At 41.3% G+C, this 16,586-nt stretch carries 14 protein-coding genes; all 14 read right to left on the bottom strand.

Going from position 1 to position 16,586, the window contains the following annotated elements:
* Positions 1-69: 69 nt before the first annotated feature.
* Positions 70-612 carry a hypothetical protein gene (locus QWY93_RS02725; RefSeq protein ID WP_290246659.1) on the bottom strand — a complete coding sequence of 181 codons (543 nt, stop codon included), beginning with the start codon at positions 610-612 and terminating at the stop codon, positions 70-72.
* Positions 613-780: 168 nt separating this feature from the next.
* On the bottom strand, positions 781-978 hold the full coding sequence (locus QWY93_RS02730) for a hypothetical protein (RefSeq protein WP_290246660.1): 198 nt from the start codon (positions 976-978) through the stop codon (positions 781-783).
* Between the two features lie 287 nt (positions 979-1,265).
* On the bottom strand, positions 1,266-1,922 hold the full coding sequence (locus tag QWY93_RS02735; protein WP_290246661.1) for an EF-hand domain-containing protein: 657 nt from the start codon (positions 1,920-1,922) through the stop codon (positions 1,266-1,268).
* 310 nt (positions 1,923-2,232) lie between these two features.
* A complete protein-coding gene (locus QWY93_RS02740; protein WP_290248799.1) occupies positions 2,233-3,405 on the bottom strand; it encodes an IS91 family transposase in 1,173 nt (390 codons plus the stop codon).
* A complete protein-coding gene (locus tag QWY93_RS02745) occupies positions 3,405-4,214 on the bottom strand; it encodes a tyrosine-type recombinase/integrase (RefSeq protein WP_290246662.1) in 810 nt (269 codons plus the stop codon). The genes QWY93_RS02740 and QWY93_RS02745 overlap by 1 nt, the downstream gene beginning before the upstream one ends.
* A gap of 438 nt (positions 4,215-4,652) precedes the next feature.
* A complete protein-coding gene (locus tag QWY93_RS02750; protein ID WP_290246663.1) occupies positions 4,653-6,239 on the bottom strand; it encodes a reverse transcriptase domain-containing protein in 1,587 nt (528 codons plus the stop codon).
* Between the two features lie 481 nt (positions 6,240-6,720).
* Complete coding sequence (locus QWY93_RS02755; protein WP_290246664.1) at positions 6,721-8,028, bottom strand: restriction endonuclease subunit S; 1,308 nt, start codon at positions 8,026-8,028, stop codon at positions 6,721-6,723.
* Positions 8,025-9,461: a class I SAM-dependent DNA methyltransferase gene (locus QWY93_RS02760; RefSeq protein ID WP_290246665.1), complete on the bottom strand. Its 1,437-nt coding sequence runs from the start codon at positions 9,459-9,461 to the stop codon at positions 8,025-8,027. The genes QWY93_RS02755 and QWY93_RS02760 overlap by 4 nt, the downstream gene beginning before the upstream one ends.
* Positions 9,461-9,991: a hypothetical protein gene (locus tag QWY93_RS02765; RefSeq protein WP_290246666.1), complete on the bottom strand. Its 531-nt coding sequence runs from the start codon at positions 9,989-9,991 to the stop codon at positions 9,461-9,463. The genes QWY93_RS02760 and QWY93_RS02765 overlap by 1 nt, the downstream gene beginning before the upstream one ends.
* The gene (hsdR, locus tag QWY93_RS02770) at positions 9,992-12,382 is read right to left on the bottom strand and encodes an EcoAI/FtnUII family type I restriction enzme subunit R (protein ID WP_290246667.1); all 2,391 of its coding nucleotides are present in this window, start codon (positions 12,380-12,382) and stop codon (positions 9,992-9,994) included.
* On the bottom strand, positions 12,375-12,785 hold the full coding sequence (locus QWY93_RS20010) for a helix-turn-helix transcriptional regulator (protein ID WP_435380188.1): 411 nt from the start codon (positions 12,783-12,785) through the stop codon (positions 12,375-12,377). The genes hsdR and QWY93_RS20010 overlap by 8 nt, the downstream gene beginning before the upstream one ends.
* Before the next feature lie 401 nt (positions 12,786-13,186).
* The gene (locus tag QWY93_RS02780) at positions 13,187-14,359 is read right to left on the bottom strand and encodes an IS91 family transposase (RefSeq protein ID WP_290248799.1); all 1,173 of its coding nucleotides are present in this window, start codon (positions 14,357-14,359) and stop codon (positions 13,187-13,189) included.
* Complete coding sequence (locus QWY93_RS02785) at positions 14,359-15,168, bottom strand: tyrosine-type recombinase/integrase (RefSeq protein ID WP_290246383.1); 810 nt, start codon at positions 15,166-15,168, stop codon at positions 14,359-14,361. The genes QWY93_RS02780 and QWY93_RS02785 overlap by 1 nt, the downstream gene beginning before the upstream one ends.
* A 215-nt stretch (positions 15,169-15,383) precedes the next feature.
* Positions 15,384-16,490, bottom strand: coding sequence for a tyrosine-type recombinase/integrase (locus tag QWY93_RS02790; protein ID WP_290246668.1), 1,107 nt, complete (start codon positions 16,488-16,490; stop codon positions 15,384-15,386).
* Positions 16,491-16,586: the final 96 nt, after the last annotated feature.

Consider the following 16,586-nt stretch of genomic DNA (forward strand, 5'->3'; position numbering starts at 1 on the left):
ATATCAAATGTTATTTAGTTGCAAAGTCATTATTTTCAAATAGTCAGCCCGCATTTGCTAAAGCCGATGTTACCAGCTTTTGTTCATTTCAGTTCTAGCATTTTGAAATCTAATTTGACTTTTGTTTTTTGGGTTGATAAGCCAGTAAAATTGATTGTTAAATCTAATTAACAAGCCAGTTAATCCATCAAATCTGGGGTCAGCATAGAACTCACCAAGCTGAAAAGACTCTACTTTCGTATCAATATTTATACAGGAGCCTCCAAGAAACTGAATCCAATAGTCAACAGGATTTTTTAATGTGTCAATCGTCAAGTCTATTCCTACGAAGAATGGAAACCCTTTATCAATTATGACTTCCTGATAACATTTTATTTTCGATAAAACATCAGATACTGGTTTGGTAGGATGAATTTTTGGGTTTTCAACACTGTAGGTACAGAGTACATAATCCTTAATTCCTTTTGTTTTAGTGACTTCTATATTGAACTGATTTTCATAATTGAATGCATCACCCTCTTTAATGGTATTTTGGAGAATCCATTTCTCAATTAAATTGAATGCTACTTCTAAATCAAATTCTAGATTATTTTCTATCTGCTCGAGATGCAAATAATACGGTTTTTCAATTGTTTTTAACTGTTCTGATAAATCGTATAATTTTCTATCGTTTTGTTTGTCGAAATCAGAGATATTAAATCTTTTGACATCAAAATAAGCTGAACCATTAGATTGTAAGTTAATCTTAAAGTCTGGTTTCTTCTCTTCGATAGTAGGTTCTTATTCATAGTTAATCGATTCTCTTTCTAAAAATTCAGCGAATCTCAGTTCCGAAATTCTTGATAAGAAGTTCGTCTTATCCTTTTCCTTTTTAAACCCACAAATAAATTTCTCTTTATTTGTTTTAGATAGTTGCTCCAATTCTGAAATAAAATCGGGATGAAACTCAATATATTTTTCTAATAAGGATTGCTTCATCTATTTAATTTTGATTCTGACTAACGTTTTTTCAAGTTTCTGTAAATCATTAATTGCTACAATTCATCATTCTCCTTCTAGCCATATTCAGCTTCACTTCCCGTTAGCTCTGAAAGTAAATGTTTTTAATATATGGGGGATTGCTGGTAACGGCCCTGGCTATGGCAAGTGCGGGATTTTGAAACCGAATCTTTGTCCGCCAGACCGAATGTTGTTTAGTTGAAATATCTTCATTTTTAAACAGTCAACCCGCATTTGCTATAGCCGATGTTGGCAGCTGGCTTTTTTTATAGTTTTTCATTAATACCTACCGATGATTTCTTTACTATTTGTCCGTCTCCGTTGTATTCAATATGAACAATGAAGTCATTAATCACATCTTCAATGATTTTAAAATAGATGTCAATTTCAATGAAAGACAATTCTGAATCTTTTGTTTTATCAGAAGAGAACCAAACTCCTTCGAGATTCTGGACTTCCCAATTCTCCGCATCTTCATCAGGTAAACTTTCATCAATCTTTATCCATGAATATTTGGGCATGAAGTGATAACTATGAATCAGTCGATGAGCAATCATTTTAATTGAAATGTTCTTTGTGGTCGGGTTATTGAGTTCATACAGTTTTTCAATTTCGTATCCATTAAAAATTGAAATTGGTTCATCAGATTGTTTACTGAAAGTTTTAATAGGATAGTTTTTACCAATTAGTTCATCAGATAGCTTTCTCGCTTCTATCAATTTCCTAAGAATTATTGATGAGTAAATAGCGAACTTTTGGAGTTTAATAAATGCGATAGTCAGTATTTCACTTTCTTCTTGTTCTGAGTCATCATTCTCTTCAAATTCTAGGTCATAGTTCAGATCCGTTTCTTTAAAGAAATCTCGAATCTCTTCAAGATCTTTTTTAAGCTCAATTTTCCATACAGAACTGTCGTAAATCATGGTAGGTTATTTTAGCTTGCTGCCAACGTAAAGTGTTTTAAACGCAATCTAGGCAAAAAATAAACTATTTTCTTAAGACTATCAAGATTGCGTTTAAAACATAGTTGGACGGAGCCGGTGAACTGCTATGGGCATTTGTCTTTCATGGATCTTTTCTTGGCGGGAGTTTTCAGGAGGTTCTTTGGTTTCGCTGTTTAAAGCTTCTAGTTTGATTGATGGTTTTGCTGGAAAAAGGCATATTTTTCCCTGGGAAACCTTTTCCCTCCAATCTGTTCTTCATGATGTCAATGAACGTCCCGTTTATAAAGTTTCAGGGGCCTTTTTCTTTTGGTGAAGCAATCCCGAACACCATTTTTCCCCGTTTACAGCAGGGGCAAAGGAAGAAGTCCGGGCCCAGTACCTCTTCAAGTATCTCGTAAGTGGTCAGTCCCTGGTAGAAGGAGATGTACCCTGTCTTTTTCAGCAAGCTGAAGCAGGTTTCCATTTTGGTCCTGCTGTTTGCCGAGGCCATGATCCCGTAGTACCTGATCTTGTAAAATCCAGAAGGGAGGATGTGCTGCATAAACCTCCTTACAAACTCGTGGCAGCTGAGGCTCATGGTCCTGTTCCTGTTGTCCCTGTAGTCCTTCCACCTGAAACTGACCGCTTTCCCATCAGTCCATTGGATCCTGCTGTTGCTGATGGCCACGCGGTGGGTATACCTTCCCAGATAGCTGACCACCTGGTTTGCCCCCCTGAAGGTCTTTTTGATGTAGACATGCCAAAACTTTGCATAGGCTTCCCGCCTGAGAAGCCTTGGGTCGGCAAACAGTTTTGCCTGCTTTTCCGGTATCCTGAGAAGGTTTCCTTCCAACGCCCTGATAAGTTTTTCCATAAATACGCCCCTGTAAATAGCTGACAGTGCCTTCACCGGAACAAAGAACTTTTTATGGGCGACGATCCACTCCTGCCCATCGCTGTCCAGTCCCCCGGCAGGAACAAGCATGTGGATATGTGGATGGTAGGACAGGGACTGTCCCCATGTATGCAGCACCGCCATACAGCCGCTTTCAACCCCCAGAAAAGCGGGGTTCAGGGCAGCCTTTTTCACTGCGGCCGAAGAGGCTTCAAACAGGAGCTTGTAACCATACCGCTGGTTGGTATAAAAAAGCGGCCTGAGAAAGTCCGGGACGGTGAACACTACGTGAAAGTACCTCACCGGCAGCAACCTGCTCCTGAGCTTTTCTACCCATACCTGCTGTTTGATATACTGGCACTTGGGACAATGGCGGTTCCGGCAGCTGTTATAGCTCGTTTTGGTATGGCCACAGCTGTCACATGCCAGGGTATGGGAACCCATTTCAGATGTCCTGCAGGAAATGATGTCCAGATAGGCCTTGTACTGGGCGGTACACGGGCTGTTTCCTGAAAGAAAGGATTCTTTCTGCCCCAGAAGGATATCGGAAAGTTCTACCCCGCTGTTCCTCTTGTTAAGGATATCCATCACAGCTCGTCCAGGGGACTTTTGATCTGTGCCGGATTCAAGTTGGTCACATGCAGGTAAACCGTAGTGGTCCTGAGGGATTTGTGGCCCAACAGCTCCTGGATTAACCTGACATTGGTTCCCTGCTCAAGAAGGTGCGTGGCAAAGGAGTGGCGAAGGGTATGGAAAGAAGCATGCTTTGTTACCCCTGCGCATTCCATGGCTTTTTTTAAAACGCACTGTGCACTCTTTTCACTGTGGGGTTTGCCAGGTGTCCGGCCTTCGAAAAGATAGGTTTTGGGCCGGTAGTACCTGTAGTATTCCCGGAGCCTTTCCAACAGCCCTTTTGGCAGCAGGGTATACCTGTCCTTATATCCCTTTCCTCCCCTTACTTTCAGCTGCATCCTGTCACTGTCGATATCACAGGGCTTCAGGCTGATCACCTCGTTCAGCCTCAGACCGGAGGCGTAGGTGAGGGCCAGCAGGCAATAATGCTTTCTGTTCCTTATGGAGTTCAGTATAAGGGATATCTCCTCTTTCGAAAAAACAGAAGGGAGGAGTTGGGGCCGTCTGGGCCGCTTGATTCTTACCGGATCCCAGCTCCTGCCCAGGACATCTTTGAAAAGTATTTTGAACGCACTGATGGTCTGATTCACCCCTGAAGGGGACATTTTGTTGACTTCGACCTTATGGAAAAGGTATTCCTTTAACTTACCAATACTGATCTGTTCGGGGATCTTTCCAAAATGTTTGGAAACTGCCGATACAAGGCTGATGTAGGTACTGATGGTCCTGGGGGAATAGTTCCTGACCAACATTTCCTCATACATCCGTTGACGAAGACTTTTTTTTCCATGATGTTATTTATTTAATGGTAAAACATGGAGTGAATTTAGGGTAAATCACTGAAAATAAATTGGTTAACTGTTCAAAATCAAATAGCTACCGACGTAGGAGGTTTTGTTCAACGGTCTCGTGTATGAGCAGTAGCGGATTTTAACCCACTAAACTGTCAGATAGCACCGACCTTTGATTTATAGTTTTACGTTTCAAAATAGCACTAAACCCGCTATTGCTTATACACAATGTTGTGCGTTCGTGCTTTATTTTTCTTTTCGTTTTAGTCTTCATTTTCAATGTCCACCTGTGCGGTGGGGCATTTTTTAAAATTTCTCTTTTCTAGGGCATGGACTTGGAAGCTCTTTTGCAGGTTATGGTCGAGCGTTTGCATTGTGCGACCTGCAAATGTGCTTGCAAGTGTGCGTTGGCTAAACTCTTATTTTCTTTTCTCCTTTTTGTTCTGCTCGTTGCTCACTGGTTTTTTCAATCTCTTGTTTTAATATTCTCATGTGAGCGGCTATCTGCCTTTTAATGCTTGGTGAGTTCATTCCTTCTTTTCGATCACCCGAAGAATTAGTGTAATATTTCTTTGAGGCATTGTTTGCATAAGATAAGAAGTTCCTCTTCCCAAGATGAAAGTAACGACTGAAAATTTGCTGTTTAAAAATGGTATCTGATTTTGAGTTTTCACTGTAAGCCATTGAAACCGATTTCACTATTCTGGCTTTCATCTTTCTAAAATAGCGTGAAAGGCTTCCAGGTCTTATGTATATGCTCTTGCCATTGAATTCAAATCCCAAGTATTGTAGGTTTTTGAAATTAGAATCGCTGTTCGGTAAAAGATCAAAGGTTTGAGTCGCCTCAACAAACTCACGCTTATAAGACCTCATATGGCCGCTTGGAGATGGTTTGAAGTCAACCACTTCTGTTTTACGGTTTTGGATGGTCAATTTATATTCCCGATTGATCAGATCCATTAAGTAATCTTTTAGCTGATTGACTTGGTCGGGTTTGCAAATTACAAGAAGGTCATCACAGTATCTGCGATATACAAAACCTTCCTTTTGACCTTTTTCAAATATTTCACGATCAAATTCAGCGAGATAAATGTTTGAAAGCAAAGCGCTCATTGCTGAGCCCTGAGGTATCCCATTTTTGCTAAGGGATCTATCCTTATTGCGGTTAATGGTTACTAGCTTCCTTTTGCGTAATAGCTCCATCTTATTGAGAAAAGATGAGCCGTTGATGTCATTAGGTATAAGGTCAAGCAATGACTGATATCCCTTAGGTACTCTCTGTTTACCTTTATATTTCTTACGCTGCTCTTTTTCGAGTTTATTTAGGTTGATATTAAAGTGCTTTAGAAAGCTAGCATAGTTAACATAGCTGTATTTTGTAAGGGATCGGAATACCTTGTACTGGTCAAGTGGTAAATCATCTTCTTCAATAACCTTGCACCACATTTTTTTCAAAATAGAGTGGTCGATGTGATCGAAATAGCCTTTAATGTCGAGTGCAATTACAGAGCATTCGCCATTTTCTGAGTAAGCTGATTTAACTTGGTCAAACGCCTCTTTTGCAAACTGAATGTTGCATTTACCATCCAAGTCACTTCTGTATGCTAAAACAACTTCTTGAAATCCCTTTTTATGAATATATTCTTGATAAACCTTGTTAAGAGCAAAAGAGTAAAATCCATAGACGTAGGTGTCGAAATGAGAAGCAAAAGAGATGGGGCGGATTTTGGTCTCTAAATCATATTTTCCTCCACCCGTAAGGGCTTTATCTTCTTGCCATTTGTATCGAGGAGTTTTCTGAAGAATCTTAACCAAGGGAGTGAAGTCATGATTTTTCATGCGCTTCATTGAAGGATCAGAAAGTAAATCGTAAAGACGTTTTTTGTCTTTCGGGAAGTTGAAGTAAGGGTCGAATTGTGGGTAGGTTTTAAGATTGAAGTCGTCTTCAACCTTTTTAACGTAGGCATTCCACAATTCTTCGGTAAAAATTGTTTTCATAAGCATTTTCAATGGGAGCCTGGGCCATGGACATACCGGCAAGCCGATACCGTGTATTTTGACACGTCCCCCAATCCACAGAGGAATTTCACCTCACTGGGGCCCTATCTCCATCCCTTGGCGGATCATATTTCTATGCCGCACTCCAGATCGCAACTCAGCGTTTCCGCCTCCAACAACCTGACCCGAATTCACATTCGCGGTATTAAATCCTCACTAACGCAAGGGTTAGGGGGAAGATTGAACAAACGTAAGTGTATGAAGACAGGGACTTTAATTATCAACTTTATTACGATACTTCTATATATAATTATAGGGGTATCAGCAGACAACTTGACAGCAGAACTGTCAGCCTTGGCATCCTTATTGAGGATAGTCAAGGAAAGTGTTAACTTAAACCTTACACCAACAAACCTTTTCTAATTGCTCAGAAATACTTTGAAGCATTATTCACTAGTCAACTAATATGCCAACCTGAAAATCAGGACAATATGGCAGACTCAGGCTCCAACGCCTCCCGCAACACCTGCTGCAAAAGCAACTCATTCTGCTGCTGACTTTCTTTGATGCTGGCCTCCAACTCATCACAATAGGCCATTAACTCATCCAACTTAACTACTATGCGTTGTTGTTCAGAAAGTGGGGGTAATGATAATAATAGAGCATTGAGTTTGGTCGCATTAACATTTGGTTGACCAGCACCCCAAGCTGCTTCATAAAGTTGTTCCCAGTAAAAAGGACTTTCCAAAAAATATTTTAGAAAAGAGGCATTTAATGATTTTGAAGGGATTATCCTGATTAGATATGACGCAAATAAAGTTGTGTTAGGTGGCTCCTCATTCACAAGGAATGACTTTCCGATTGTCCCTCCTGTACGTGCAATGACTATATCGTTAATGCCTAATTTGTAGCTTAAAATGTCTTTCTCTTTATAATTGCAACCTGGAACACTTTCCCAATTAACGCTATTGTCTTGAATATCTGTTATCCTCAGTAGCCTTACTTCCTGTAGGATAGGATTAGCAGAAGCATTGAATCCATAATGAATGTTATTTGAAATTACACCCAGCCTACACCACCTCCAATTCTCAGGAATTTCAAAAGGTATTTCCTCTTCGGTAATGGGTGGCAGATGTTTTTGCTTCTTGATTTTCTTTTCCTTTATCAAGCGTTCTTTCTCGGCTTTGATTTTTTCAAGCAGCACCGAAGCAGTCTCGTCATTGATGTCTTGTGGTACCAACCTGCCCTGCATGGCTTCCCGTAAAAAGGCATGTCGAAGTTTTTTGACCATTTCAAGTTGGTGTTCTATTTCTTCTCCTAGATCGTTACTTTTTTCTTCAAGTACTGAGTGTTGTTGAACAAAATCTATTTGAGCCTCAATTGGAGGAATAGGTATTTCAACTTTGGCAATTTCCTTCATTGGTAAGGTCACATTGGCCATGCCTTTCATTCTGCTAACCAATTCCTTCTCTCTGTTCAGATCTAAAAAGCGGAATAGATAGTCAGCTCTTAAAACATTTTCATCTTTTGGGATAACGGCACAGAGAATATTTCCAACAGCAAATTTTCCTGATTGAAAATGGATTCGCTTTAAGCTTTTGTGACCATGACCTGTTGAAGACACTAGTGGAATGATAACCGCATTGCCTTCAAAATGAAACTCGTTGTGGGAAAGTCTTTCTTCGGCAGTAACTACTAAAGGAAATTCGCCTGGAGTTGCTTTTTGAATTCCAATCTTGCCTTTCTCAATATGGCATAAATCTCCTAATGTTTTCGTCTTCCAAATCATTGAACAGCTTCTCTAATATGATTTAGTAGTTTGTGGCTTCTATCAAAAGAAGAGTCTAGCATAGTCATAAGTTCAGCACTTGAATGTTCAACTTCCTCTTCTTTCTTATTTGGGTTGTTTATGTCTAAGTCATAATTTCTACCAATAATTGTTTGAATATCTACCTTCCAAGCAAGTTCATTTTCAACCCGATTATTCCACCAGTCCTTAATAGGTGCAAATTCTGAAAGCATGAGTGGTTGCGTTTTACTGTAGCTTTTTTGTCCTTCTGGTAAACGGTGTTCATAATACCAGACTTCTTTGGTGGGTTCACCCTTCGTAAAGAAAAGTAAGTTGGTTGCCACCGTTGCATAAGGTTTGAAAACAGAATTTGGTAAACGGATAATGGTGTGCAGGTTGCAATCTTCTAGTAACTTTTTTCTCACTCTTTCTTTTACACCATCTCCAGTTAATGAACCGTCAGGTAAAACAATACCCGCCCGTCCGCCATTTTTCAGCAAATGCACCATCAGCACCAAAAAGAGGTCGGCACTTTCCTTGGTTCGGTAATTCTGCGGAAAGTTGTTTTCGTTGTTGTTGGCTACAATGCCCCCAAAAGGTGGGTTAGCTAATATCAAGTTTACCCTGTTCTTTTCGGTGTAGTTGCTCAGCGGTTGGTCTAAACTGTCACGAAACTGGATGTTGGGTACTTCCATGTCGTGCAAAATCAAATTGGTGGTTGCCAGCAAATACGGAAGCGGTTTGTATTCCCAACCCACAATGTTTGTGGCAATGCTTTCGCGTTCTTCTACGCTGTTGGCTTGTTTTTTCAAATGCTCTATGGCAGCCGTTAAATAACCACCTGTTCCGCAACTCGGGTCTAGAATCTTTTCGCCCAATTGCGGATTCATCATTTCGCAGATAAACTCAGTAATCGATCTGGGTGTATAGAACTCACCACTTTTGCCTGCACTTTGGAGTTCCTTCAAAATGGTTTCGTAGAGTTCGCCAAAAGCATGGCGGTCTTTGGCAATGTTGAAGTCAATTTCGTTGAGCTTGTTCAACACCTTGCGGATGTTGATGCCGCTTTTCATGTAGTTGTTATTGCCGTCAAACACCTCACGCACCAGTAAGGCACGTTTGTTTGCCAGGTCATCACTCATGCCCACTTTTAGGTTTTTGAGCGTTGGGAAGAGTTTTTGATCTACAAAAGCTTGCAGCTCGTCACCCGTCATACCTTCATCATCACCAGCCCATTCTTCCCAATGGAATTCGGCAGGGATAGGGCTTTCGTAATCGTCTTTGATAATTTCTAATTCCTTGTCCTTGTCGGAAAAGATTTTCAAAAAGAGCATCCATCCCAACTGCTCAATGCGTTGTGCATCACCGTTCAGTCCAGTGTCTTGCCACATGATTTTGCGGATGCTGTCTATGATTCCTTTGAGGTTTGCCATTATGTTGTTTTTAATATTACTGCTCCAATTATATAAGCGGTTGAATATTTTTCTTGAAGTGCTAACTCCATAGCACGGAATGTAGAACCCTTAGAATAAATATCATCCACTAATAATATAGAATCAATTCCTTCAGGCATATCATCTGAGCTTTCACTAAGATATATGTTGTCCAGAAGTTCATCATCAGTCATTTCATTTGTTATTGTAATGGCTTTAAATGTCTCTGCTTTTTGAAAGAATTCTGAAAGGTCAATCTTATCTGAGAACCTTTCTCTCATTTCGTTTCTAAGATGTCTATTGAATGGCTCTGTGTGACTTGGAGCCACAGCAAAAGCATCAAACTCTAAAGCACTTACGTTATCTGCTAATTCTTTGAGAATGTTTTTTCCTTCTACTCTGTTCCATAGAGACAATAAATCGTCTGCCATTTCTGGTTGATGGATTTTTGCAATTCTGTACCTGTGTGGGATTGCATACTTGGTCGTTTGGCCACCCTTGAATTCAGATAAAAAAACTTTTAATTCCATCTAAGCCGTTTTATAAAGTTCTTGTTCTAATTCCTTTACTGCTTCCAAGTATTTGGCTTTACTGCCAAACTGCTTGATGATTTCTAAGGGAGAACCATAATCCGTCAATGGTTTTACTTTCAGAATCTCCATACTTTCAATGTTGGTTACACCTTCATCTGCGTACTTATCCAAAAGTGTTTCCAGTACTTTTCGGGCTTGGTCTCCGTATTTGGTGAAGTAGTCTCGTTTCTTCACATTATTTGCACGTTCTTTTCGCGTCAATGGTGGTTGTTCAAATGCCACATGGCAAATGAGGTCGAACAAATCCACTTCACGATTAACGGCATCTCTTAAAGCTTCCACCAACACACCTTGGTCTTCCAATTCTTTGATGATCAATTCTTTCTTGTCTGTACTGTTCCAACGGTTTAGAAAATCATCCAATGAAGCGTATTGGCCTTTGATTAAGTCTTTGGTGTGGTCTTTTAGACTGGTTGTAATCGGTTTGCCGTTGTTGTCAAAGTACATTTCACGGCTTATCAATACAGAAACATCCACACCATTTACATAGACCTTTTCTCGTGGTTCATGAACTTTATCTGTGGGAGTTTGCGGTTCAGGGTATCTGATTTCAGTTTCTATTTCAATTTCTTCACCTGATTCTTCATCAATGATGGGCGTGTCAATGTTTTCTTCTTCATCCACAATACCGCTTAAGTCAGTGTCTTCTGAAACTGGTTTTACCCGAATCGGGTCTCCGTCAAAGTCTTTGTCGGCAAAGAGGTCGGTCACATTCCTAAAGTCGAGAATGGTGAAATACATTTTCCCAAACTCTTCATTGATTCTGGTTCCTCTCCCCACAATCTGCTTGAATTTGGTCATCGACTTTATTTCAGCATCCAATACAATCACTTTGCAGGTCTGAGCATCCACACCTGTGGTCATCAGTTCAGAAGTGGTGGCAATCACAGGATAAGTTTCTTCCGGATTGATGAAGTTGTCCAATTCACGTTTTCCTTCATCATTATCTCCTGTAATCTGCATGATGTATTTGTGGTTTTTAGCAACCAGGTCAGCATTGAGATTGGATACAGCCGAACGCATACGTTCTGCATGGTCAATGTCGGTGCAGAAAACAATGGTTTTGGCAAAACGGTCGTAACCCTTCAAAAACTCGGTTAGTTTTCGGGCAACTGTTTGAGTGCGCTCTTCAATAACCAAGTTTCTGTCAAAGTCTTTTCGGTTGTAGATGCGGTCTTCAACTTCATTTCCTTTTTTGTCGGTTTTCCCTTGTTCCGGTCGCCAGCCTTCGGTATCCACATTCAGGTTTACCCGCACTACTCGATAAGGAGCCAAGAAACCATCATCAATTCCCTGCTTCAAGGAATAGGTGTAAATGGGATCTCCGAAATATTCAATGTTCGAGACTTCTTTGGTTTCTTTGGGTGTAGCGGTCAAGCCGATGTGCGTTGCTTTGTTGAAGTAGCGGAGTATTTCTCGCCAAGCACTGTCTTTCTTTGCACTTCCTCTGTGGCACTCGTCAATGACAATGAGGTCGAAAAATTCATGGGAAAACTGTTTGTAGGCATTGGCTTCTTCGTCCGCACCAGACAAGCCTTGGTACAATGCCAAATACACTTCATAGCTTTTATCAATCATGCGGTGTTTAACCACCGTCATTTTGTCTTTGAAGTGTTTGAAGTCGCCTCTACGTGTTTGGTCAATCAAGGCGTTTCGGTCGGCCAAAAAGAGGATACGTTTTTTAGTCCCGCTTTTCCAAAGACGGTGAATAATTTGGAAAGCAGTGTAGGTTTTTCCCGTTCCAGTTGCCATCACAAGCAGGATTCTGTCTTGCCCTTTGGCAATAGCTTCAACAGTTCGGTTTACCGCAATTTGTTGGTAGTATCTTGGGCTTCTTCCACTCCCGTCAAAGTAGTAGTCTTGTGCAACTACCTTCTCAGCTTCAGGTGTCTCAATGCCCTTGTATTTCTTGTATTTCTGCCAAAGCTCTTCGGGAGAAGGGAAGTTATCATTGTCAAATTCCGTTTCAATGTTGCCGTCCATTGCGGTTCGGTCATGAAAAACAAATCCATCTCCATTGCTGCTGAAAACACAAGGAATGTCTAAAATTTGAGCATAGTCCAATGCCTGTTGCATTCCTGCTCTTACAGAATGCTTGTTGTCTTTCGCTTCAACAATAGCAATTGGAATGTTTGGTTTGTAATAGAGAATATAGTCAGCTCGTTTTCTTGTTCCTCTGGCAGTAAGTTTTCCTCTTACATAGATTTTTCCATCTGTGAAAGACACTTCTTCGAGTAGCTGAGTATTCTTGTCCCATCCTGCTTTTTCAATCGCAGGTGTGATGAACTTGGTGCATATATCTCTCTCTGATAATGTTTTCTTATTCATGCTCAGATTTGATTAGTTCTTTGGGATCAACGTCAAGAATCTTGGCGATTTCAAAAAGTATTTCAAGTCTCGGTTGTTGTCTGTTCTGCACATAAGAGTTCACCATGTTGTAACTCTTTCCCAGCTTCTCCGCTAACCAAGTTTGTTTAATTCCTTTTTCTTCAAGCACTTCTTTGATTCGATTCATTGCTCTCAAATTATTGGCTTCTAAATTACAATTATATCTCAAAATATAAGATATAAAACGAGAATTATTCTTGGTATCGGTGGGTGGGTGATTTGGCTCTTTTGTAAAGCTTGGGTTGTGGGCTGGCTTGAGCGGCTTTGCAAATGTGCCAAATGCGGGTTGGCAGAGAAATTTTAAAAAATGCGAAGCGGGGGAAATAGAAATCTTGTCATTCACTGTCGAATGATAAAAGCACGGTTCAGTCGGTTTGTCTGTCCAGTTGCTCCATATGTTTCTTATTTCAGTTTCACTTCTTATCAATGTTCAGCCTGTCCTTTTTTGCATGACGCACAACGTAAAGTGTTTTAAACGCAATCTAGGCAAAAAATAAACTATTTTCTTAAGACTATCAAGATTGCGTTTAAAACATAGTTGGACGGAGCCGGTGAACTGCTATGGGCATTTGTCTTTCATGGATCTTTTCTTGGCGGGAGTTTTCAGGAGGTTCTTTGGTTTCGCTGTTTAAAGCTTCTAGTTTGATTGATGGTTTTGCTGGAAAAAGGCATATTTTTCCCTGGGAAACCTTTTCCCTCCAATCTGTTCTTCATGATGTCAATGAACGTCCCGTTTATAAAGTTTCAGGGGCCTTTTTCTTTTGGTGAAGCAATCCCGAACACCATTTTTCCCCGTTTACAGCAGGGGCAAAGGAAGAAGTCCGGGCCCAGTACCTCTTCAAGTATCTCGTAAGTGGTCAGTCCCTGGTAGAAGGAGATGTACCCTGTCTTTTTCAGCAAGCTGAAGCAGGTTTCCATTTTGGTCCTGCTGTTTGCCGAGGCCATGATCCCGTAGTACCTGATCTTGTAAAATCCAGAAGGGAGGATGTGCTGCATAAACCTCCTTACAAACTCGTGGCAGCTGAGGCTCATGGTCCTGTTCCTGTTGTCCCTGTAGTCCTTCCACCTGAAACTGACCGCTTTCCCATCAGTCCATTGGATCCTGCTGTTGCTGATGGCCACGCGGTGGGTATACCTTCCCAGATAGCTGACCACCTGGTTTGCCCCCCTGAAGGTCTTTTTGATGTAGACATGCCAAAACTTTGCATAGGCTTCCCGCCTGAGAAGCCTTGGGTCGGCAAACAGTTTTGCCTGCTTTTCCGGTATCCTGAGAAGGTTTCCTTCCAACGCCCTGATAAGTTTTTCCATAAATACGCCCCTGTAAATAGCTGACAGTGCCTTCACCGGAACAAAGAACTTTTTATGTGCGACGATCCACTCCTGCCCATCGCTGTCCAGTCCCCCGGCAGGAACAAGCATGTGGATATGTGGATGGTAGGACAGGGACTGTCCCCATGTATGCAGCACCGCCATACAGCCGCTTTCAACCCCCAGAAAAGCGGGGTTCAGGGCAGCCTTTTTCACTGCGGCCGAAGAGGCTTCAAACAGGAGCTTGTAACCATACCGCTGGTTGGTATAAAAAAGCGGCCTGAGAAAGTCCGGGACGGTGAACACTACGTGAAAGTACCTCACCGGCAGCAACCTGCTCCTGAGCTTTTCTACCCATACCTGCTGTTTGATATACTGGCACTTGGGACAATGGCGGTTCCGGCAGCTGTTATAGCTCGTTTTGGTATGGCCACAGCTGTCACATGCCAGGGTATGGGAACCCATTTCAGATGTCCTGCAGGAAATGATGTCCAGATAGGCCTTGTACTGGGCGGTACACGGGCTGTTTCCTGAAAGAAAGGATTCTTTCTGCCCCAGAAGGATATCGGAAAGTTCTACCCCGCTGTTCCTCTTGTTAAGGATATCCATCACAGCTCGTCCAGGGGACTTTTGATCTGTGCCGGATTCAAGTTGGTCACATGCAGGTAAACCGTAGTGGTCCTGAGGGATTTGTGGCCCAACAGCTCCTGGATTAACCTGACATTGGTTCCCTGCTCAAGAAGGTGCGTGGCAAAGGAGTGGCGAAGGGTATGGAAAGAAGCATGCTTTGTTACCCCTGCGCATTCCATGGCTTTTTTTAAAACGCACTGTGCACTCTTTTCACTGTAGGGTTTGCCAGGTGTCCGGCCTTCGAAAAGATAGGTTTTGGGCCGGTAGTACCTGTAGTATTCCCGGAGCCTTTCCAACAGCCCTTTTGGCAGCAGGGTATACCTGTCCTTATATCCCTTTCCTCCCCTTACTTTCAGCTGCATCCTGTCACTGTCGATATCACAGGGCTTCAGGCTGATCACCTCGTTCAGCCTCAGACCGGAGGCGTAGGTGAGGGCCAGCAGGCAATAATGCTTTCTGTTCCTTATGGAGTTCAGTATAAGGGATATCTCCTCTTTCGAAAAAACAGAAGGGAGGAGTTGGGGCCGTCTGGGCCGCTTGATTCTTACCGGATCCCAGCTCCTGCCCAGGACATCTTTGAAAAGTATTTTGAACGCACTGATGGTCTGATTCACCCCTGAAGGGGACATTTTGTTGACTTCGACCTTATGGAAAAGGTATTCCTTTAACTTACCAATACTGATCTGTTCGGGGATCTTTCCAAAATGTTTGGAAACTGCCGATACAAGGCTGATGTAGGTACTGATGGTCCTGGGGGAATAGTTCCTGACCAACATTTCCTCATACATCCGTTGACGAAGACTTTTTTTTCCATGATGTTATTTATTTAATGGTAAAACATGGAGTGAATTTAGGGTAAATCACTGAAAATAAATTGGTTAACTGTTCAAAATCAAATAGCTACCGACGTAGGAGGTTTTGTTCAACTTGTATATATGTAAACTAAAGGTATACAAATCCAACAACCCTTCGTTGGGTTTGTATACCTTTTGGTAATTTTATTTTATAGGTCATCGAATGGTGATTTAACCCTCCTTATACTGTTATCGGATACATGTGTATAAATTTCTGTAGTCCTGCTACTATTATGACCTAATATTTCTTGAATATAACGGAGGTCCGTGCCATTTTCCAAAAGATGGGTAGCAAATGAATGTCTTAACCAATGAAGGGTCACTGGTTTTGTTATCCCCGTTTTCCTTAAGGCTGATTTCATTATTTTCTGCAAACTTCCTTCACTATATTTTGTATTTGATTTCCCCCCTTCAAACAAATAAATGTTTGGACGCTCAGATTTGTAATATTGCCTCAACAACCCCACAATCTTTTCCGACAATGGTACTACCCTGTCCTTCTTCCCCTTGGACTGTCTGACAATCAGTAGCCCTCTTTTGGAATCCACATCGGAAATTTTAAGATTCAACAATTCACTTCTCCTAAGGCCACAGGCATATACCAAAGACAACATCGTCCTATGTTTTACATTCTTGTGTACCTCCAAAATCCTTTTCACCTCTTCTTTGCTCAATACATTTGGCAATAATTTCTCCTTCCTGGGCCTGTGAATGATTTCTGGATCCAATTTCCTGTTTTCCCGAATGCTAAAAAATAATTTCACCGCATTGATTACCTGGCTTTGAAAGGATATCGAATATTGCCTGGCGATGATGTATTCTTTATGGAATTTTTCCAGATCTTCATTTTTTATCTCCTCCAAAGACTTGTTTTCCAAAAACCTGAAAAACAGGATCAGCCCTCCTATGTAGGTATTAATCGTGCTTTCACTGTACCGCTTATTCCGCATCCAATCCTCAAATTCCAAAATTTCTTTTTTCAGTTTTTCTGAAATTGGAGGCAGTTGGGCAGGCATCTCGGTTTTGTCTAGCTTCCGAAACCTGGAATAATCCAACCAGACTTTTCCCTTAAAATAAGAAAGCAGCCGTTCAATAATATCGTCAGAATAAGGTACCCACCAGACTTTTTCCTGAATATCCCATTGACATTCCGGGAAAGATTTCACTGTCTCTTTTAGCTCAAAATCATACGGGAACTCCAGCTTGACGACGGGAACCTTCCCAAAAAATCCGTTCTTTAAAACAATGCTTTTCATAATCCTAAAAATACCTTTCCAAAATAGGTGTTTTATACCAGCAAGGCAATTATTCTTTAAAGATATTTTGATTGATTTCGTCCAAAAAAGCCCCTG

Source organism: Echinicola jeungdonensis (genome assembly GCF_030409905.1).
GTDB classification, from domain to species: Bacteria; Bacteroidota; Bacteroidia; order Cytophagales; family Cyclobacteriaceae; genus Echinicola; species Echinicola jeungdonensis.